Here is a 21,757-nt window from a genome sequence, read left to right as displayed (position 1 = left end):
GACCCGTTTGGAGCGAACCCGGGTACGGATAGTGCTCCAAAGCGCGTTAACCGAGCGAATTGAGCGATTTTCCGGAGCGGTAGTGTTCGTTCGAGCATTAAGCCTGGGCGTGGGGAGGAAAAGCCTGAGCATTTTGCCCGTTATAGGCACCAAATTGACAGGTTTTCCGACTAACTGGTTCCTTCCAAACTCCTCAATCGAAAAAATGCAAAAAAACCGCCGAAGTTCCTGAAAGCAGGGAGCTTCAGCGGTTTTTTTTGTGCGTCATCGAGCAGCGGCGCCAGTCTAGCCGAGTGTCGAGATGATTTCGTCGATAATCGCCAGCCGCCCCGCAGGCGTCCAGCTCATGTGCAGCCAATTTGCGATAAACCGGGTATGGACGGCTCCCGGCAGCTTCTTGATGGCTGTTGCAAAGTCAAAATCGATTTCGCCCTCATGCCGGTAGATGAACAAATAGTCGGTTTGCGTATCGGACAAGTTGTTCTCTGGGAGCAGACTTGCCGAGGAAGCGGCCGGCCACTCTTCCCTCATTTTATTCAACGGCACCGATTGGCCAGGTTTGAGCCCCAATTCGAGGTAAAGCAGCTCGTTCAAAGGATGGTTGACCGCCCCTTGCAAACGCACGACGCTCGGCAGAAGCTGCATGACCGCTACGGTTCCCGCCCGCTCCGATCTTTCCAGCCGGCTGCGTGCTTCCTCCTTACGTTCCTCCAGCAGCCGGAACGTCTGCTCGGCCTCCCGTTCGCGGCCGGTCAGCTCCGCAAGTTTCCGGTGAGTCAGCTTCCAATCGAGGTGGTGCTCCAGCAGCACGGTCGGCGCGATTTCATTCAACGTTTTGTACAGTCCGGCATGAAAATAGTCAGCGATAATCAAATCGGGCTTGACGAGACGCAGCTGCCCGAGCTGGGATTGCAGCTTCCGGTTGTACTCGGCGTCATCCATCCACGGGTATCGATAGCAATCGACGCCTGCGGCCGCTTCGACCCCGATGAAGGACAAATTATCGTGGAAGCCGTTGCGCGAAGCGGTCGCGACCCGGAGCCGCTCTCTTTTGATAAACAGCGTAGGAGATAAGCCGACCGTCTTCTTGAACATGCGGCTAAAATAATATTCGCTGACGTATCCGACGGAAGCGGCCACGTCCTTGACCGAGCCGGCGGGCGAGAGCAAGTCCTTAGCCCGCTCGATACGGATGCGGTTTATATAATCGGTTGGGGAAACGCCCGTCACGCGTTTGAAGCTGCGGCAAAAGGCATTCGGGGTCAGCTTGGCGATATCCGCCAGCGTCTCGCGGCTGATTTTGCGCGAATAATGCTCCTGTATATAGGCGATGCAGGGCTGGATGACGCTGTCGGACGAACGGGTCGTCTGGTCTTCGGCCTTGTGCTCAGGCTCCTTTGTTTCTACCGCTGCTTCTAACGTTCCTGTCGCTGCTATCGCTATGGTTCTAACTGCCAATTCCCGTTCCGGACCGCCGGTGAGCAGAACGAGCAGCGCATAAAGCAGCCATTCCGGCTCCGGACCGCCTCGCCGGGGAGAGGAGCTGGCCGTCTTCCCGGCAGCTTTCTCCAACCTGTGCAGCAACAGGAGCGCTTCCTGCGGCTTGTCTAACGGAAGGAGCCCGGGCAAAAAGGGAAGGGCCGCGTCCGGATGGCGCGAAAGCATGCTGCCGCCGGGAGGAAAAACCTGATCGGCTGTGACCGTCTCGCCAAAGTCGGCCTGCTTATCCGAAGCGACCTGCTCGCGGGAGCGGTCCAAGTGCTTGTCCAGACCGAACGGCTCGCCAAAGTCGGTTTGCTTGTCCGAAGCTTCTTGCTCCCCGAAGTCAGCTTGCTCGCCAGAGCCGGCCTGCTCTTCCGGACCGACCTGCCCGCCGGAACCACCCTGCTTGTCAGAGCCAACCGGTCCCGCCTCCGCTCCTGAACCGACATGCCCTCTGGCCTGAATAGAGTGGCCGTGGAGAGCGCGTTTGCCCGGGACGGCGACCGGCCTCGTGACGATGAGCACGTATTCGATCCCGTTGGCGCCGACCTCCGCTTCGATAACTGCGCCTGCGGGAATGTAATAAAGCCGGGATGGCTCCGCCGGAAACGCCTCCCCATCGAGTCGCAGCGTCCCGCTCCCCGCGATGACGCAGCAAAGCATCGGAGCGGGCGAGACGCGGCGCGTTAGGAAGCGGGGACCGGACCGGCGAATGCGGCGAACGGACGACAGCAGCAGCAGCGTGCGGCTGGGCCTTTCCGGCGAACGTGTGGACATAGAGAGCGGCTCCTTCCTGTTCGATCGAGGTGTAAAGGTTGTCCGGTTGAGACATGCGGACCGGAGTATAGCGGTTCGGGTAGAATCGTGCATCAAAACGGATACGTCCGTTCATGGACGACAGATTCTGCATTGATATACACTAGCATTATTGATAACAAGAATCATTATCACAGAAAGGGAGAGAGAGACCATCATGATTCGAAATTACCGTTTGTACCCGGCAATGGTTGCGTTGCTGCTGCTGCTTCTGGCGGCTGCTTTGGCAGCCTGCGGGGGAGCTTCGAAACCCGCCCCGGCATCCCAGCCGACATCGCCTGCGACTTCGGCCAATTCGCCGACCCCGCCCGCTTCCGCCAATACGCAGACAACGGAGGATAGCAATACGCCTTACACGGTGAAGCACGCCATGGGCGAAACGACGGTGAAGGGGACTCCCAAGCGGGTCGTCGTCCTGGTCAATGACGCCGTGGAAGCGGCGCTCGATCTGGGCATCAAGCCGGTAGGCATGGTCCGGGCATGGGGCACCGATCCGATGTATGCTCATTTGAAAGACCAGTTGAAGGACGTGCAAATCGTCGGCGACGAGAACCAGCCCAATCTGGAGCTGATCGCGGCGCTGAAGCCGGACCTGATTATCGGCAACAAGCTGCGTCAGGAAAAAGTGTACGAGCAGTTGTCCCGTATCGCGCCGACCGTGTTCTCGACGCGGACGAACTCCGATACGTTCATCAACTACAAAGTATATGCCGAAGCTTTGAACAAGAAAGCCGAAGGCGACAAGAAGCTGGCCGCGTTCGATAAAAGAGCCGAAGAATTGCGCAAGCAGTTGGGCGATAAAATCAATACGAAAGTGTCGCTTGTCCGCTTTTATGTGGGGGACAAGGTCCGCATCTACTATAATGACACATTTCCCGGCGGAATTCTGCAAAAAGTCGGTTTGAAGCGCCCGGCCGCGCAGGACAAGGAGACGTTCGCCGACATTATCGGCAAAGAGCGTCTGCCCGAAGCCGACGGCGATATTTTGTTCTATTTTACTCTGCTCGACGACAAAGGCGAAACGACGAAGACGGAAAACGACTGGCTGCAGGACCCGCTGTGGAAAAACCTGGACGTGGCAAAGAAGGGCAAGGCGATCAAGGTGGACGACGGTATTTGGAACTCGTCCGGAGGAATCATTTCCGCAAACCTGATGCTCGACGACTTGAACAAGTTTTTGTTGAAATAAGCAAAGAACCGATGCCCGTTTACGCGAAAGATTGAGCGCGAAGCGGGCATGCTGTCTTGTTGAGGCAATCTTCGTAGGAACGAAACGCGGATTCGGTAAGATTGCCTCCCGTGCCTCCCGTCTCCGTCTCGCGAACGGGTATCGCATGCCTAGCGGAATATGGTATGATCAGGATCATATACAGGTTGCATACAACCAAAAGCGAGGAGGCTGCTTTATGGATGCGCTAACACCGAATCCGGCTTTATACAATGTACCGTTCCGCACGAACTCTTTCAACGGAATGCCTTACCGCAGACTCGGCTCCACCGGTTTGCAAGTATCGAGCATCGGGCTCGGCACCTGGAAGATCGGGCTGCCCGAAACAGGAGACGGGGCGCGGGTCGGCGAAGCGGAGGCGTTCGCCTTGTTCGACCGGGCGCTCGAGCTGGGCGTTACGTTCTGGGACACGGCGAACCGCTATAATCTTGGCTCCGGCAATTCCGAGCGGGTCATCGGCAGATGGTTCAAAGCGAACGCCGCGCACCGGCGCGATATCGTACTGGCCACGAAGCTGTTCGGCGGCATGGACGGGACGACCCCGAACCATGGCGGCTTGTCGCGCTCGAACATTCTCGACTCGGTCTCGGCCAGTCTGGAACGGCTGCAGACAGACCGGATCGACGTGCTGTATTTTCACGGCTTCGATGAGGACGCGCCCGCGGAGGAAAGCTTGGCGACGGTGGAGGATTTGGTGCGTTCCGGTACGGTCCGCTACTTCGCCGTTTCGAATTTTACCGTACCGCAGTTGGAGCTGTACAAGCGTCTATCGGCTTCCTTGTCTGTCCGCTGCCGGGTCGCGGCGGTGCAAAACCAGTTCGACCTTCTGGATGGGGAGCAGGCCGAACGGACGGGTGCGCTCGATTATTGCGCAGCGGAAGGCATATCGTTCGTGCCGTGGAGCCCTCTTGCCCGAGGACTGCTGACCGACCGTTATCTCGATGCGGCGAAAGTGGGGCCGGGCGACCGCCGATACGACGAAGGAGACTGGAAGGTCGATTCGGACACGACCGCCAAGCTGCACCGTCTGGGCTCGCTGGCGCGCGAATGGGACTATGAGCTGAGCCAACTGGTTATGGCGTATATGCTGACGCTGCCCGGGATGGGAACCCTTATTCCGTCCTCCACATCGGTGAAGCAGCTTGAATCCAATGCCCGCGCCGGTACGATTACGCTATCGCCGGAGCAGGTCGCACGGGTGCGGGAGTCGCTTTGAGCATCCATGCCAGTAAAACGACAAGGAGAATGGTGTGGCCTATGCCGACAGCCGTTCTCCTTTTTTGTTTCGCCGGACCGCGCTCATTCCTACTCTTTTAATGCTGTTTTTCGCGGCAAAGACCATTCTGTCTTATTAAGGTCAAAAAAGGTCAAACAAAGGATTCGCACCGTGTTAAACACTTCAAACAGCCGAAAATGGTGGAATACGAGCATTTTTGAGCAATAACTGTCATTGTTTAATCTCCGTTCGCTGCTATAATAAAGGTGTAAGGTCAAACTTGGTCAAAGAAAGGGGAATGAAAGATGTTTGAATTGATCCCTGTTGGAAAATATAGAAATGAATCGTTCGGCCAGCTGGCCCGTTCGTTGGATGCGCTGTTCCGCAGCGGGATGCCCGCCGTGCCGACGAAGCAGCTTCGCTCGGTCGCATTCGGCACGGACATCCGCGAGACGGAGCAAGGGTACGTCATCGAAGCCGAGCTGCCGGGTTTCCGCAAGGAAGAGATCGAGATCGATTATTCGAGCCCTTACTTGACGATCCGTGCGATGCGCCGAAGCGAAGACGAAAGTGACGGTGACGCGGCGAAGCGGTATATTCGCCGGGAGCGGCTGGAGGGCGAGTACGTCCGGCGCTTCTATATCAAGGATGTCGGGGAACAAGGCATTCGGGCATCGATGAAGGATGGCGTGCTATCGCTGCATGTGCAGAAGAAAACACCGACGCCGGCGCAGCGCATCGAGATTCAGGACGGCGCTTGAGCCGGAGAACGGCAAGTTCAGGACAGACCAGGACAGACCAGGACAGACCAGGACAGACCAGGACAGACATGGATGAGGCCTCGCGGGCGCTTAACGAAACGCCCCGAGCCGCCATTCCATTCACATAAAGGGGCGTGAGGCGCATTGTAGAGGGAGACCGGCTATAATGCGCCTTTTGCCGGACACAAACATACAGGAACCGAATAGAAGGAGCGGATGGTCTATGGATTTTAACAAATATACGCAAAAGCTGCAGGAAGCGGTCGCCGCCGCGCAGACGCTTGCTTCGCAGCACGGGCATGCCGAAATCGACACGCCGCATCTGTTCAAGGCGCTGCTGCAACAGCCGGAAGGGCTGCTGCCTCGCTTGCTGCAAAAAACGAATGTGCCGGTAGCGGATATTGCCGCTCGCGCCAACGCCCTGATCGAGCGCAAGCCGCGTGTCAGCGGCTCGGGAGCGGAGTCAATGCGGCGCTATGCTTCGCCGGGGCTCATCCATGTGCTGGAAAGCGCGGAGAAGGAAGCGGAGGCGATGCAGGACGAATTTGTCGCCGTCGAGCATGCGGTGCTGGCCATGGCCACGGAAAGGCACGCCGGCAATCGCGACATCCGTGAGCTGCTGCACGGCTTCGGCGCGACGAGGGAGAAGCTGCTCGCCGCGCTGGCCGGCATCCGCGGCCATCAGCGGGTGACGAGCCGCGAGCCGGAGGCCACCTACGAGGTGCTGGAAAAGTACGGGCGAGATCTCGTAGCCGAGGTGCGGGCGGGCAAGATCGACCCGGTCATCGGCCGAGACGCGGAAATTCGCCGGGTCATCCGCATCCTGTCGCGCAAGACGAAGAACAACCCGGTGCTGATCGGAGAGCCCGGTGTCGGCAAAACCGCGATCGTGGAAGGCTTGGCCCACCGGATCGTACGCAAGGACGTGCCGGAAGGGTTGAAGGACAAAACGATCTTCTCGCTCGACATGAGCGCTCTCGTCGCCGGGGCCAAATACCGGGGGGAGTTCGAGGAACGACTGCAGGCCGTGCTCAAGGAAGTGAAGGAAAGCGACGGCCGGATCATTTTGTTTATCGACGAGGTGCATACGATCGTCGGGGCAGGCAAGACCGAAGGGGCGATGGATGCCGGCAACATGCTCAAGCCGATGCTGGCGCGCGGGGAGCTGCACTGCATCGGGGCGACGACCTTGGACGAATACCGCAAATATATCGAGAAAGATCCGGCGCTGGAGCGGCGTTTCCAACAGGTGCTGGTCAGCGAGCCGGATGCGGAGGATACGGTTTCGATCTTGCGCGGGCTTAAGGAAAGGTTCGAGGTGCATCATGGCGTCAAAATCCACGACAGCGCGCTTGTCGCCGCCGTGACGCTGTCGGACCGCTACATCTCCGACCGTTTTCTGCCGGACAAGGCGATCGATCTCGTCGACGAGGCGTGCGCCATGATCCGTACGGAAATCGATTCGATGCCGGGCGAGATGGACGAAGTGACCCGACGCATCATGCAGATGGAGATCGAGGAAGCCGCTTTGAAAAAAGAAACCGACGAAGCGAGCAAGAAGCGGCTGGAGGCGCTCCAGCGGGAGCTGGCCGATCTGAAGGAAAAGCAGCTCGGCATGGCCGCGCGCTGGGAGAAGGAGAAATCGGCGATTCAGGGCATTCGCGACCTGAAGAAACGGCTGGAGCAGGCGCGCAAAGACTTGGTCGACGCCCAGGAGGAATACGATCTGAACAAGTCGGCCGAGCTGAGCTATGGCATCATTCCCGATCTGGAGCGGCAGCTGAAGGCCGCCGAAGAGGAGGCGCAGCGCGATCCGGACGCCCGGCTGCTGCGCGAAGCGGTAACCGAGGACGAGATCGCCGATATCGTCTCGCGCTGGACCGGCGTTCCGGTAAGCCGGCTCGTGGAGGGCGAGCGTGAGAAGCTGCTGCGGCTGGAGGACGCGCTGCACGAGCGGGTCGTCGGCCAGGACGAGGCCGTGACGCTGGTGTCCGACGCGGTGCTGCGGGCGCGGGCGGGCATCAAGGACCCGAACCGGCCGATCGGCTCGTTCCTGTTCCTCGGCCCGACCGGGGTCGGCAAGACGGAGCTGGCCAAAGCGCTTGCGGTCGCGTTGTTCGACCGCGAGGACGGACTGGTGCGGATCGATATGTCCGAATATATGGAGAAGCATAGCGTCTCGCGGCTGGTCGGAGCGCCTCCGGGATATGTCGGCTACGAGGAAGGCGGCCAACTGACCGAGGCGGTGCGCAGGCAGCCGTACTCCGTTCTGCTGCTCGATGAGGTAGAGAAGGCGCATCCGGACGTGTTCCACCTATTGCTGCAATTGCTCGACGATGGCAGGCTCACCGATTCGCAGGGACGGGTCGTCGATTTCAAAAACACGATCGTCATCATGACCTCCAACATCGGTTCTCCGCATCTGCTCCAGGGCACCGACGACAACGGGAATTTGACCGAGGCCGTCAAGCAGCGGGTTTTGAACGAGCTGAGCGGCCATTTCCGGCCGGAGTTTCTGAACCGGGTCGACGATATCGTGCTGTTCAAGCCGCTGACGGTAGCGGAGATCGGGCGGATTGTCGTCAAGCTGGCCGACAGCTTGCGGAAGCGGCTGGCCGATCGGGACATCGGGCTGGAGCTGACGGAGGAGGCCGTGAACCATATCGCCAAGGAAGGCTTCGATCCGGTGTACGGAGCGCGGCCGCTGAAACGGTTCATCCAGCGCAGCCTGGAAACCCGCGTCGCGCGAGCTCTCATCTCCGGCGAGGCGGAAGCGGGCTCGGTCGTGCAGGTCGGTCTGGGAGAAGGCGGACTCGCCGTCTCTATACGCAAACGCGAAGCCGCCGAACGGCTGCAGCCGGTATGACGGACGGAGCAGCAGGCGGCGGACAGGCTCGATGAAAACATTCATGCAGCCAATTCACTACAATAAGTCACAAAGAAAGACGGTACGGCTAAGGGCTGTACCGTCTTTCTTTTGGTTTTGTAATAGCGGCTCTAAACTCGCGGTGTTTATCCGGGTCTGGGTTGGTCCGCATCGCCGTCCGCAGCTGGTAAAGTACCGCTTATTGCCGTTTTTTCAAGGTCGACACCTTCATATCTCGAGCGACGGGTGCTTTATTTGCGGGCAGACACAATCGCCTTTTCGTAAGCCAGCGGGATGCGGAAAGCAGCCCCGGGAGCAATGTCATACACATATCCCTTGCTGAAGTCATTGTTGTCCACATAACGCCGGATGAGCGTGGTGGTTCCCAAATCGAGCTTGTATTGATTCGTTCCGAGTTGCGTGACGCCGTGAATTTTATAAACCGCATTCCGCTCGCCGTCATTGGCGATATAGACGTATTTTCCGACAAGCTCGCCGCTGTCTACACCCTGCAGATCCAGGTTGACCGTGATGTCGTTCGTCATGGACAGATCCCGCGTGAAATCGGCGACGGTGCCTGTCAATTGCGCCGTATCTTCGTCGATAAGCGGAAGCCCGGCCGGTCCGATCAGCGTTCCTTCATTAAGGTAGCTATACACAGGCGCGCCGTTTTGCTCGGAGTAAACCCCGAACTCCCCCTGGAACTGGAATTTCCCATCCACGGTATAAAGCACGGACGGATCGAGCGCGCTGACGATGTAGTCGGTTCTGCCGTTCGTCAAAACAACCTTCACCGCCTTCACATCATTGCCGATCGCTGGTGCGCCATACACGGTTACCGTTACCGGCTCGATCGATTGAACGTATCGTTGCGATTCGTACGGCTCGATGATCGAAGTGAACAGCGAATCCAGATTGCTGCCACCGCGATGGGCGACTACATAACGGAAGCTTTTCGGATTGTTCGGCACTCTTTGCGACGGGCTTCCGTCCGCCAGCGCCACATCGTCGACCTGTCCGAGCATAGTCAAGCGGAGATGAACGTCCCGCGGCGGCTGGTTGATATTCCATGTATCCGTAACATCCCAATCCACGCTGAATTGCTCGGCCGGAGCCGTATCCCGATCGACATTTTTCAAATAGTGGAAGCCCGAGCCCATATAGTTGGGGCCATCGACGCTGTCGCCTGGCGCCCGTTTTCCATACTCTACATTGTCACCTGCATAAGAGCCGATATAGTTGCCGCTTCCGTCCTTCTGCGAAACGAGGGTCAAGCCATCCGTCGTCACAGGTCCCTCGGCCGCATGGAAGCTGAAATGATGGTCGTTGCCGCCCTTAATCCGGAAGAAGTCCACCGTGTAAGAATTGGCGTCGTCGACCTTGATCATCGCCGTCGTCCGTTTGTACAGCTCGGTTTGCGGATACGGATCGGGCGCATCTACGTCGATCAGCTTCACTTGCTCGCTATCGTCAAAATGCTGCGGATCGCCGTCCCATTGAATCTGCTGCTTCGCCTTATCGACGACAACTGTATTGTGGGAAATCGTATTGCGTACCCATTGATAATTGTGTGTATCCGCCGATTCGGTCGTCTCGGGATAGCCCAAATCCGGCGTTAGGTCAAGGCCGAAGGCGTGCAGCCCGATTTGCAGCGTGTCCCGGTGGCCGTGGAAGCTGTTATTCCCGTAATACATCCAGACATTGCGCAGCGTGTCGCTATTGAAGCCTTCGCCTTTGCCGTCCCTTAGCGCGGCGAACCCGGTACCGGTCATATTCGTGCTTTTTAAATTCAAAGGACCGTATTGCGCAATAACCGCATCAATATCATCGGCAATTTGCTCGGGATCACTCGAAAAAATGTCGCCGTACAAGCCCTCCGTGCTAAACCCGTTCAAGAAATGGATCAACTGCGCGTATTCCGGGTCTTGATAGTGCTTGAATGCTTCGATCATCGTCGGCATCGAGAAAAAGATGAGCGGTTTTCCCGTACTTCCCGAATCGCCTATTGACGGGGTGAAAACCTCGCTTTGCATCCATTGATATACGCCTGAAAACATGTTTCGGAACTTTACGTTCTGGTAAAGGTCAGCGCTCGGATACAAGTCGTAGCCGTCAAGAATATTGGCCAGCTCGAGATAGTTAATTAGCCATAACGAGTTATAGAGTGGAGCGGCCTCGTTGCCGTTGCCGTCGCGGTCTACATCGTTCACCAACGTCGAGCCGATGTTACCCCCAGTAACGCGATACGGGTTCATTTGGAAGCCACCGGACTGGAAGTCGAAATCCAGCCATTCCTTCGTCTCCGGAAATTTGTCGTAGACAACAGCCGCCAGCGCCAGCGCGCTTTGGTGAAATCCGGGATTCCCCCTTATGCGGGAGGATTGCACACCGGGATAAATCTGTTTGACGATCCCATCCTCAATGTTGCGGCGAATGCCGCTTGCGCTGAATTTAAGCGGTCCCAGATCATAGGTGTCTGATTTCGCACCCAGAAACGAGAGGAGCGCCGAATCGTTCATTGCCGGATAGAAAGCGTCGTAAGCATATAGGAAATGCTTGACGAGCAGGGTTTCCCAGATGGACCCTGTGGCTTTGCCCAAGCGGGTATAGCCGTCGGAATTCTGGTAAATGCTTCTGTTGTAAACCGACGTATCCAAGCTTGGATAAATATCGGCTATGCGATCCAGCAAAATGGCGCCCGCACGGGCATATTTGATATCTCCCGTATACAGATAGGCGTCCCGGAACGCATCCAGCGCCTTCGGAATAAATCCTTTCAAGCCTCCGGGACCGTTATCGGCCCAAAGCCCCCAGTGGATATAGAAAGCGATGAATGTATATGATTTTCCATTTTCATCAACCCAGCCTGTGCCGTCATCCACTCCCCAGGTCGGGCCCTTTTCCGGATAAAGAGTATTGACGAGCAGGCTGCGGTCCGCTTTAGTCGGATCAAAGATGCCATGCTGATCGAGTCCGCTGCGATAATAAGCGCCGAAATCGTTCGTTGGGAATCTGTAGCCGCTGCTCGGATCGGTAATTTTCCAGGGGTCGTTGAGTGGATCGGTAATATAAGGATAGGGACCGAATTTATCGATTTCCTTCCCGGTGACCGGACTTCCGAGAGCCTCGTTTACGCTATAGCTGCGGGGCAGACTTTGCGGCGGCACCAGCTCCCAAAGAGCATTAAGCCCTTTCGTCAAATAGCTGTTCGCTCTGGCGACGGCATTGTCTCTCAAATCGGCTGCCCAAGCGTAGTTATCAATATTGCTGCGGGCTGCGGCGATTTTATCGGCTGTATAGATCGTGCTGCGGGTTTTCCCGTATACGACTTCGGTAACGCTGACCGGCAAGGAGGCCGAGCGGCTAACGCCGTTTAAATAGACGTCGGCTGTTACGGTAGCCGTTCCTAGTCCGGACGCCGTCAGCATTCCGGTATGATCGACTGTGGCGACATTCTCGTCGCTGCTTGAATATTGAACGTATTCCTGTGCCAATTCAAACCGAATGCCGGCTTGCGTCATCCCGATAACCGGGAGGTTAAACTTGGAACCGGCGTAAAGCTCGGGCGGCGTGGCAGTGAACGCAACGCTATCCAATACAGGCAAGACAGGGGTATGCTCCAAAATAAATTCGCTTGGCGTCATCCGGTATTGGGCCGATGCCGCTTGCTTGCCGATCGTTTTGAGCGTCAGCGTGTGCGTGCCTGCCGTTAAAGCGGCGTATCGAATTGCGGTCGTCGGGCCAAAGCCGGCGGTCGCGCCGTAGAAGTCGTAGGTGCCCATCGCTTTGCCGTCGATTTGCAGCTCCGCGATCGCTCCCGACCCGGCCAGGAAGCCTTTGAATTTAATCAAATACGTTCCGTCTGTAGAGACATCAAACCGGAAGTCGCGCGACATGCCCGCACTTTCGGTGCCGATCGCCGCTCCGTAATATTGATAGCCAAGAACAGGATAAGTCGTTGGCAAGCCTACAAGACTCCAGCCTGGCTGTGTCGGTTGGCCGGGGAAGCCGATGTGCGTGAACTTGTAAGTCATTGTCGGAATCCTCACATTGATTGGCAATACCGCGGTAAAGCGGGCGCCGTTATAATAAACATTTGCCGTTACGGAAGCGGCGCCTGCTCCGGCGGCGGTCAGAATGCCGCTATTGGAATCGACGAGGGCGACCGCTTCGTTATCGCTGGCATACTGAATTTGCGCTCCGGGAAGATCCGACGCAACGCCGTTATTCGTTTGGCCGTAGACGGCTAATTGCACTTGGGAGCCGAGGAAGATGTCCGGCTGCCCGGCGGCAAGCGCCACGCCCGCCAATGACGGCATGGCTGAAACCGGCTCCAGTATAAATTCGCTCGGTGTCATCCGGTATTGGGCCGACGCCGCTTGCTTGCCAATCGTTTTAAGCGTCAACGTGTGCGTGCCTGCTGTTAAAGCGGCGTATCGAATCGGGGTCGTCGGGCCATAGCCGACGGTCGCGCCGTAGAAGTCGTAGGAGCCAATCGCTTTGCCGTCGATTTGCAGCTCCGCGATCGCTCCCGATCCGGCAAGGAAGCCTTTGAACTTGATCAAATACGTTCCATCTTCGGGGACATCGAACAAGAAGTCGCGCGACATGCCCACATTCTCGGTGCCGATCGCCGCTCCGTAAAACTGATAGCCCAGGACAGGGTAAGTCGTCGTTAAACCTACCAGGCTCCAGCCTGGCTGTGTCGGCTGTCCGGGAAATCCGATGTGGGTGAATTTGTAAACGATAGGGCTCGTTCCTGAGGCATGGGCGACAGGCGAAGTAACGCCAGGCATCCCACTTACAAGCAGACTGAGAAGCAAAAGATAAAGGACAAGACTGCTTTTCATAAGCTTCATTGCTTTTCGCACGCTCATGGACACTTCCTTTTCTCATGAATTTGTTCACGCTCAGAAAGCCTGTCTTCTCTCTGCTTCGGCAACCGCCTCCTTTCGGGAGCCGTTACAAATTCAGCCCTTTACGGCCCCGAGTGTAGCGCCTTCGACTATCCACCTCTGGAAGAAAACGAACATTGCGATCGAAGGGATCAACGCAATGACGACGCCCGCAAACAGGGTGACCCAATCGGCCGTATACTGCATCATCTGATTGGCCGCATACATGCTGACGCCAATCGTATATTTCTTGGGATCGCTCAAGTATATAAACGGGCTGAGGAAGTTGTTGTACAACCCGAGAAACTTGAATATGGCGACCGTCATGACACCCGGCATCGACAACGGCACGATAATGCGCCAAAACACTTGGAAAAGGGTTGCGCCATCCATGAAAGCGCTCTCCTCCAGCTCCTTGGGAAGCGACTGCATAAAGCCTCCAAGCAGCAGCAAATAAAATACGCTTTCGCCAAGACTGTCGAGAATGACGAGCCCTGTCAAGCTGTTGGTCAAATGCAATTCCCGCATCAGCACATACTGCGGAATCAAAGCATTAATACCGGGGAGAAACAAGGAGAGCATAATGATCGCCCAAATCAGCTTTTGGCCTCTAAATTGCATGCGCGTCAGCGCGTAGGCATTAATGGTCGTCAGGAAGAGACCGATCAGCAAGCTCGCTCCAACGTAATACAATGTGTTGATCATCGCTGCGCCGATCCCGTATTTGGACCAGGCCCGTGAATAATTGAGCCACTGAAGCTTCTCGGGAAGCGCCCATACGTCTTGAAAAAAATCACGGTTCGTTTTTAACGATTCGTACAGCACCCATACCAGCGGGAATAGAATGGTGACGGACCAGGCCAGCAAAATGATCCACCATAAGCCGTCAACCCAAGTGCGTTTTTCCTTCATGCAAGCTACCTGCCCTTTCGCGCTGCAAGTTAATATTCGACGGACTTGTTCGGCATCGCTTTGTCCATCAGCAGCTTGGCGGCTACGAGAATAACGAACAGGAACATGCCTACCGCCGAAGCATAACCGTAATTGTGATAATCTTTGCCGAAGGCGAGGTTGAACATATACAAGCCGATCACATCCGTCGAGCCAGCCGGCCCTCCGTTTGTCAAAATCAGCACATGCTCGAAACCCTTGAGCGAACCGAGAACGAGAAATAAAGCCCCGACGCGGATGATCGGCATAATTAGCGGGATCGTAATCCGCATGAGGCGGGTCAGATGAGAGGCCCCCTCCAAAACAGCAGACTCATAGAGCGACTTCGGAATCGTCGTCATGGCATTGACGAAAATGATCACATATAAGCCGACCCCTCCCCACACATAAGGCGGAATAACAGCCCATATCGCCGTGCGGACGTCGCCAAGCCAGTAAAAATTGCCGACATCGATCCCGACAAGCCTCAGCAAAGCGTTAAGAATGCCGATGCTGCCATCGTAGACGAACGCCCATAGCAAGGCGATCACTACGGTAGACAGAACATTGGGAAAGAAAAACAACAGTTTGAACAAAGAGGAGCCTTTGTAGGCTTTGCTTGTCAAGATATACGCCAGCAGCAAGGAAATGAAGATGACGAGAAACGGAACGGTCGCCATGTAAAGCAAATTATGCAGCAGCGCGCGCCAGACGTATTTATCTTGGAGCATCGCCGTATAGTTGCTCAGTCCTACGAATTTCGCCGGCGAAATGCCGTCCCAATCCAGCAGCGAATAGTAGACGGACAGAAGATTGGGATACAGCGTAAACAGCAAATATCCTCCGAAAGCGGGCGCAATCGCTACAAGAAGAAAAATATTTTTTTGCGTTTGCGCGCGGGTCAACCTTTTTTGCAGCCACCCCTGTCGAGCGGGTCTTCGTGCGGCTGCGGCAGTTTCATGCTGGCTCAACGACAGCGCTCCTTTCAAAACCGGCGGGAGGAGGGGGCATGGGCCGCTTAAGTCTGATGCTCGAAGCCCTCGAGGTCTCGAATCACTGAAGCTCAATGCCCCGAGGCCCAAAGCCTCCTCCACAGATGCCGTCTATTTGGTCTGTGCTTCGATTGCCTTTTTCAACAATTGATCCGCTTCCTGCAGCTTCGGCAGAGGGTCCTGTTTGCCCGCGGCAATTTCCGAAGTCGCGTCTTGCATGACCTTCTTCGCTTGGGCTGCAGCGGGGTCGGTCAAATTCGTAGCGCGGAATTCGCTTTCGATATGAACCTTATTGCGTTTCATATACTCCAGCAATGCTCTAGGAGCGTCCTGAAGCTTGCCGGCGCGGGTCTGGTCATCCGTAAAATCTTTGCGAATCGGCAGCTGTCCCCCCGTCTCCGCAATGGCCCCCTGGATATCCAGATTCCACAGCCAAGCGCTGAATTCTTTCGCCCACTTTTTGGTCAATTCCGGTTTGGCCGCCCAAATAAAGAAGCCTTCGCTGGTCGTATTTCTAACCCAGATCGTATCGTCGGGACTGTCCCCCATCGGCACCGACATGAATCCCCATTTGAAATTTTGCGGCGTCGATTCTTTCATTTCGTTCTGCACCCAGACGCCTGTAGATACCAAGGCGGCCTTACGCTGAAGCACCTGCATTTGCGATTGGGTATGGTTCAGAGCGGCAACGCCCTCGGGGAAAAATCCCTTCTTGCCAAGCTCGTAAATGCGGTTCCAGAGCTCGACGCTTTCAGGCGACATATATAGCGATTGCGTATAATTTCTGAAGCTGTCCTCGACCGTTTTTAAATTCCCTTTCAAGTTGGCAAGCTCGAACAGCTTATAATCCCCAAAGCCATTCGTCACGTAGCCGGGGAATTTGCCGGGGTAAGTAATCGGAATGATTCCTTTAGCTTTGATGGATTCGCATAATGCGACGAATTCCTTCCAGGTTTTCGGGTTTTGATTCCAGCCATGCTCCTCGAACAAGGCTTTGTCGAAGAACAACCCGCCGCCGGAGGAAACGATCGGTACGGCGTACGTTTTCCCGAGAAAGCGCGGCGCCGAGGCGAATTGGCCGTCCAGCGACAATTCCTTCAAGGTTTTGCCGTTGCCGTCGTATGCTTTCCGGTCCCAAACGTCATCCTGCGGCTCCAGTTTGCCCGCTTTTACGAGCGACAGGGCATCCGTAGCGGTGGAGAACATATCGAACATGTCGTTATCGTTGTTGGCCGATACTTTGGTTGTAATGATTTTCGTCATCTCCGGCGAATAGGTAACGGCAAAGTTGACATTAGGAAATTTTTTCTTGAACGTATCCATCGCGTAATCGAAATATTCCCTGCCCATACCGCCTTCGAAAAAGCCGACCTTCAGCGTCACTTTCTCATCCTGCGGCAGCCCGTTCTCCGCATAAACTTTAGTCTCCGCGGCCGGGGAGTTGTTCGCCGGAAGCGGGCTTGCGGAAGGCGACCCATCGTTTTTACCGCTGCAGCCGACCAGCGACAGCGAGGCGGTGAGACAAAAAAGCGATACCCCTATAACTCTCCAATTGTTGATTTTCAAAGCTGCCCCTCCCTGAAATGCTTGTTTATATTTCCGAAAATTTTAAGCTTTGGCGAGCTCGCTGCTTGGACAGCAAGCGATACCTCCTTTCCCCGTTCCCGGCAAGCGCCGGTTTCGTGACTTAAGGTACCATGCCGCCCATGAAGCGTAAATGACCGTTTTTTTTCTGATGGTCAAAATTTGCATTTGCTATATAAAACAGCCTGAATCCGCTCAGCCAGCGCCTTTAGCACGGGCCGGACAGATTCAGGCTGTCGTCAAATGTCTTCATTGCGGAAACTACCCGGAGTGGATCCCTTGAGCTTTTTGAACACCCTGATGAATGTACGGGCATTCGTATAGCCGACAGCGATCGCAACATCCTGGACGGCCTTCCCGGTATTTTGCAGCAGTTCCTCCGCTTTATCGATTCTTATCCGGGTTAAACTATCTACGAAATTCACGCCGAACGCTTCCTTGAACAATCTGCTCAAATGGCTGGCATTCAAGCCGAATTCATCGCTCAGATGGGACAAGGACAAGTCTGGATTCATAAAATTGTCGCCGATATATTGTTTTACATTGCGAATCAGATGGTAACTGTTTTTGCTTTCGCGCAGCCCGCGAATTTGTACGGAGGCTTCCAGCAGAACCCGGAAAAATTCCGCATAGATCTCGGCTGCGGTTTCTTCGCGCTCCAATATAAGCTGCAGCGCCGGATGTGCGTCGGATTCCCAAATCCCGCGCTGCTCCTCGGGCAATTCCAGCATTTCCTTATGAAGATGGTAGACCAAATAATTCAGCAAGTTAAGCAGATCCTCATGGGAAAACATGCAGGAATCGAGCGTATTGCAAAGCTCATGAAATCGTCCCTCCCAATCGCTGTCCCCCGTACGAAAAGATTGACAGATGGTGCGGATGATATGCAGCTGCATGAAAATTTCGCCCTGCGGCTTCGATGTCAAATCGCTTGGCATGATGAGCCGATTCATGCCGAGAGATGATTTGTAATGCAGAGCCTGAAGAGCGTTTTTATACGTTTCCGAGGTATCCTCGATGTGTGAGATTCGGTTTCCGATGCCGACGGTGACGGTAAAGGCCAGATTTTGCTCTACCCAAGTGCGCAGCTCTTCGCACAGCTGTATAACCTTCTCGTCTTGTTCCGAGTCTACGGCATCCTGATAAAAATAAAGGACGGCCAGCTGATGCCGGCTTACCCATTCCGGCCAAACGGGGAAAGGGCTGCTCTCGCTAATTTCCATAACGACGGTCCGCAGCGCTTGCTTCAGCACATATTGGTCCCGGCTGTTATAGCGTGCGACGAAGTCTGCGTAACGATCTATCTCTACAACGACAGCCAGAAAACCCGGATAGGTACCTTGAAACCCCAGCTGCTTCAGCTCGGACACCCAACCGTCTTTTCTACTGCTCGCGGAGCCCTCTAGCAAATTAAGAAAAACATGAAGCTTGCGATAATCGAGATTCTCCTTATTTTGCTCCTGCAGCAAGCTGGAACGGTCCAGCAATTGTTCGAACACCGTTTCGATATATTGGAATTCGTCCAATTTGTCCGTATGAGCGGGAGGATCTCTTTGTTGTACGGAATAATCGGCAACTTTATCGGCGAAGTTTCGAATCGGTTTATAGTTGCGTCTGGTTGCGTAGACAAGCCATACGATACAAAGCGCTACGACAAGAAAACCGATGGCAATCCATAAATAGAACAGGGAGGATACCCATTCGGCAATACTGGCTTGATACACGCCGCTGCGCAGCGACCATTGAGTATAATCGGAGCGAACGCTCGACCATTGTCTGCCCGAGGGGTGGGGAGTGCCGGCATTCGTGCCATCCGCCAAATCCCGCGATGCGACAAGACTTCCCTCCTGATCGACTAAATCGAGGAAATGAAGCGACAAGCTCGACATGACGCGCATGTGCCTGTTCAGACTGGCTGTATCCACGTTAACGACAATGAGGCTTCTATTCGATAGCTTGGCGAATTTAACCAGGCTGACGACATCCGCGGGCCGGTCTCCGGTTTCCTTTCGGTATTCTCTTCGCCCCGTCCACTTAAAAGGATAGAAGTTCGTAACCTGCTGTCCGATAAACTCCCTGTCGCCGAAGTCGGCCAATCCAACCGATGTCGAGGGCGTAATAATCATATTATCTTCCAGCCTGTATACGTAGAGCGAATGGATCAACGGATTGCCGGCAGCAAGATCGCTCAGGGCGACAGCGGCCTGATAATCGGCATATTGCCTTTGATCGGCGGGAAGCGGTTCGAATAGTCGCTTTATCGGGCCATTATCCGTAATGGCCTTGTTCAGCATCGTATCGATGCCGCGCAGCGAAACCTCGAGGGACTGCATAATGTCCCGCGAAAGCATTTCATTCGCCCGAAGCGCGGATTTTTTGGATATCTCGCTTAAAGTCAGATACGTCATCAGCAATAAACTGAGACTGACCACGAATAGGATTGGCAGGTAAGAAAGCAGCAATCGCTGAAACCACTTCCTGTGCATAGGACGCCTCCGATATTTACGAAATCACGGCAAGCATCAGCTGCTCGCCTCCGGATAGTCGGCTTTCAACGCTTCGATCGAATCGTATCGGCTCGTTTCAAATACGAGCTTCGCCGGCCCCTTCTCTGTCCGATCTTTGACGATATGACCATAGACCTTGCCGGCTAGCGCAGGAAACACGAACATCGTTTTGTCAGGCTCGTTGGCAAGCTTATATTTTTCGATCATTGGAAACACCTCCAAATAACTATTTCCACATCTAGGAGGATAATCCCTACCAGTGTTGAATGGTGTATTTGAAAACGTTTCATTTTCTTTGTTCAGCCATTAAGGGATGGTGAGGGGATAGTACAGCTAACGCAACATACAGAGGAGGGAAATGGTGTGGAACCGCTTGATACCCTGCTGTCGCCGTATGGATGCCAGCGTGTCACAACGGAGCAGTTGTCCTTGCCTTGGCACGGACAAACTGCTGATCAGCAATTGCTTGTCCTGCCGAGCGACAACATCCTGGAGGTGATGGACGCGACGTTGGAAGATGGAATGTCGCTTGTTACCTATGTTGCACAGAAGTTGGAGCAGGCACGGCAGATGACGAAGCTCGATGCGTTTGGCAGTATCGTTCGTTCGTTTCTAAGCGCTCTTGACGGGGTGCCGCGCGAGAAAGAAACGTATGCGACCTTCGAAGCCGTCTATGCGGCATATATCTCGGTGAGGGACGGGCATGAGATGCTGGAGGAGCAGTGGAGCGAGCCGTCCTATTCGCATCCGGACATCGATTTGTCGTGGATCGCGGATCGGGAGGAAGAAGGGCTGCTGCTGTTGACGCTGCCTGCCGGCGAATCGCAATATGCGCCGCTGATCGTACCGATGGGCGGATTCAATGAATGCCCCCAGCCATTGGAACAGGTTGTGCTGTTCCGGCATTGGCAGGACGAACATGGGATGGTCCCGCTTGTGGTCACCCAGGATACATGGGTCGTTCGTGTCAGCAAACGCCCTTCGACGGAAGCCGAGGCACTGCAACTCGCAAAGGAACATTTTCTGTTTTGCCAATATGTGTTGGATTCGTTTGATTCAGTCGGACAATATGCAGCCTATCTACGCCGCCACGATATATGGGTGTTTTGGTGGGATTGAAGCGGCTGTCTCGGTCCCAACCAGCAAGAACTGGTTGATCTCATAATACGATTGGGCACGATGTTCTTTTTTTGCTTAAAAAGTTGGGATATTGAGCTTAAAAAATGCAACGAAAAGACGCCGAGGAAGCGCTATACTGGAGTCGGAATACTCATGGACGCCGCCGCGCCGGCGGGGAGCCGGCAGGCAGACCCGAGGCCGGGAACGGCCGGACAAGCGGCACGGCAGGCGCATGCAGATCAGGAGAGGGGCAGGACGATGACTCGGAAAACAAAACTGGGCATTATCGGAGCGGGCAATATCGGCGCGGTGCATGCCACGGAATTCGGAAAATTGGCGGAGCGCTGCGAAATCGCGGCCATTACCGACGTATACAAGCCGCTTGCGGAATCGCGGGCGAAGCAATTCGGCATTCCGGACGTGGAGGAGAGCCCCGAGCAGCTGATCGCCCGCAGCGATCTCGATGCCGTTATTATAGGGGTGCCGAACCGTTTCCACGCGGATCTGGCCGTAAGCGCTCTCGAATCGGGCAAGCACGTACTGCTGGAAAAGCCGATGGGACTGGACGCGGAGCATGCGAAGCGGATTGTGCGGGCGCAGCAGGCGACCGGAAACATCTTGATGGTCTCGCATCAGATGCGCTGGGACTGGCTGCCGCTGCAGGTGAAGCAGCAAGTCGAGCAGGGCGCGTTGGGCCGTATTTATTCGGCCAAAACCGGCTGGTACCGCCGCAAAGGCATCCCGGGCTGGGGCACCTGGTTTACGCGCAAGGATATGTCCGGCGGCGGGCCGTTGATCGATATCGGCGTCCATATGCTCGATCTGGCGCTGCACCTGATGGGCGATCCGAAGCCGGTGGCCGTATCTGGAGCGGTATATGCCGAATTCGGGCCTAAGAAGAAAGGGATCGGCACCTGGGGCAAGCCGGACTGGAACGGCGTCTGGGACGTCGAGGATTTCAGCACGGCGCTCATCCGCATGGAAGACGGCAGCACGCTGACGCTCGAGGTAAGCTGGGCGGTTCATATGGATACGGACAGCCAGCCGTTCATTCATCTGATGGGCGCCGATGGAGGGGCTTCGCTCAAGGGCAATGAAGGCAAATTTTTGTCCGAATCGTTCGACCGGGCGATGGAGGTCGGTCTGAAAACGCCTGCTGGCGACGAAGGACCGCGCATCCGCTTGAGCCGGCACTTCCTCGATTGCGTGCAGAACGGCACGCAGCCGCTGACGTCGGCGTTGACCGGTTTGACGAACAATCTGATCATCGACGCCATCTACGAATCGTCCCGCACGGGCTCGGAAGTCAAGCTGGATTGGGACGGCTTGCGTTAATACACAACGAAATACGGAAGGGGCTT

The 21,757-nt window shown here is 55.5% G+C and carries 13 protein-coding genes; 6 read left to right on the top strand and 7 right to left on the bottom strand.

Going from position 1 to position 21,757, the window contains the following annotated elements; genetic code table 11:
- Nucleotides 1-285 precede the first annotated feature (285 nt).
- Nucleotides 286-2,259, bottom strand: coding sequence for a helix-turn-helix domain-containing protein (locus ABD796_RS04215; protein ID WP_344903292.1), 1,974 nt, complete (start codon nt 2,257-2,259; stop codon nt 286-288).
- A gap of 196 nt (nt 2,260-2,455) precedes the next feature.
- Here ABD796_RS04215 and ABD796_RS04210 point away from each other — a divergent pair, with 196 nt between their 5' ends.
- The 4 genes from ABD796_RS04210 (at nt 2,456) to clpB (ending at nt 8,369) form a co-directional block, all read left to right on the top strand.
- Entirely contained in the window at nt 2,456-3,487 is a 1,032-nt protein-coding gene (locus tag ABD796_RS04210; RefSeq protein ID WP_344903289.1) for an ABC transporter substrate-binding protein, read from the top strand.
- Between the two features lie 217 nt (nt 3,488-3,704).
- The gene (locus ABD796_RS04205) at nt 3,705-4,742 is read left to right on the top strand and encodes an aldo/keto reductase (RefSeq protein WP_344903286.1); all 1,038 of its coding nucleotides are present in this window, start codon (nt 3,705-3,707) and stop codon (nt 4,740-4,742) included.
- Nucleotides 4,743-5,047: 305 nt separating this feature from the next.
- The gene (locus tag ABD796_RS04200) at nt 5,048-5,503 is read left to right on the top strand and encodes an Hsp20/alpha crystallin family protein (RefSeq protein ID WP_344903283.1); all 456 of its coding nucleotides are present in this window, start codon (nt 5,048-5,050) and stop codon (nt 5,501-5,503) included.
- 223 nt (nt 5,504-5,726) lie between these two features.
- Entirely contained in the window at nt 5,727-8,369 is a 2,643-nt protein-coding gene (gene clpB, locus ABD796_RS04195) for an ATP-dependent chaperone ClpB (RefSeq protein WP_344903280.1), read from the top strand.
- A gap of 251 nt (nt 8,370-8,620) precedes the next feature.
- Here clpB and ABD796_RS04190 read toward each other — a convergent pair whose 3' ends face one another.
- From ABD796_RS04190 to ABD796_RS04165, 6 genes are all read right to left on the bottom strand, one after another.
- Nucleotides 8,621-13,246 carry an Ig-like domain-containing protein gene (locus ABD796_RS04190; protein ID WP_344903277.1) on the bottom strand — a complete coding sequence of 1,542 codons (4,626 nt, stop codon included), beginning with the start codon at nt 13,244-13,246 and terminating at the stop codon, nt 8,621-8,623.
- A gap of 93 nt (nt 13,247-13,339) precedes the next feature.
- The gene (locus tag ABD796_RS04185) at nt 13,340-14,176 is read right to left on the bottom strand and encodes a carbohydrate ABC transporter permease (protein WP_344903274.1); all 837 of its coding nucleotides are present in this window, start codon (nt 14,174-14,176) and stop codon (nt 13,340-13,342) included.
- Nucleotides 14,177-14,205: 29 nt separating this feature from the next.
- Nucleotides 14,206-15,165 carry a carbohydrate ABC transporter permease gene (locus ABD796_RS04180; protein ID WP_344903271.1) on the bottom strand — a complete coding sequence of 320 codons (960 nt, stop codon included), beginning with the start codon at nt 15,163-15,165 and terminating at the stop codon, nt 14,206-14,208.
- A 132-nt stretch (nt 15,166-15,297) separates the two neighbouring features.
- Nucleotides 15,298-16,752 carry an extracellular solute-binding protein gene (locus ABD796_RS04175; RefSeq protein ID WP_344903268.1) on the bottom strand — a complete coding sequence of 485 codons (1,455 nt, stop codon included), beginning with the start codon at nt 16,750-16,752 and terminating at the stop codon, nt 15,298-15,300.
- Between the two features lie 257 nt (nt 16,753-17,009).
- Nucleotides 17,010-19,256, bottom strand: a complete 2,247-nt coding sequence (locus ABD796_RS04170; protein ID WP_344903265.1) for a helix-turn-helix domain-containing protein — start codon at nt 19,254-19,256, stop codon at nt 17,010-17,012.
- A 36-nt stretch (nt 19,257-19,292) separates the two neighbouring features.
- Complete coding sequence (locus ABD796_RS04165; RefSeq protein ID WP_344903262.1) at nt 19,293-19,484, bottom strand: hypothetical protein; 192 nt, start codon at nt 19,482-19,484, stop codon at nt 19,293-19,295.
- Between the two features lie 156 nt (nt 19,485-19,640).
- On the opposite strand from ABD796_RS04165, the gene ABD796_RS04160 reads away from it, so the two are divergent.
- Nucleotides 19,641-20,396, top strand: a complete 756-nt coding sequence (locus ABD796_RS04160) for a DUF4253 domain-containing protein (protein ID WP_344903259.1) — start codon at nt 19,641-19,643, stop codon at nt 20,394-20,396.
- Between the two features lie 258 nt (nt 20,397-20,654).
- Nucleotides 20,655-21,731, top strand: coding sequence for a Gfo/Idh/MocA family protein (locus tag ABD796_RS04155; protein ID WP_344903256.1), 1,077 nt, complete (start codon nt 20,655-20,657; stop codon nt 21,729-21,731).
- Nucleotides 21,732-21,757 lie beyond the last annotated feature (26 nt).

Origin of the sequence: Paenibacillus hodogayensis (assembly GCF_039536325.1) — a bacterium.
Classification (GTDB): Bacteria; Bacillota; Bacilli; order Paenibacillales; family NBRC-103111; genus Paenibacillus_AB; species Paenibacillus_AB hodogayensis.
Note: the sequence above shows the minus strand (reverse complement) of the source record. Positions and strands in the feature narration are given on the sequence as shown.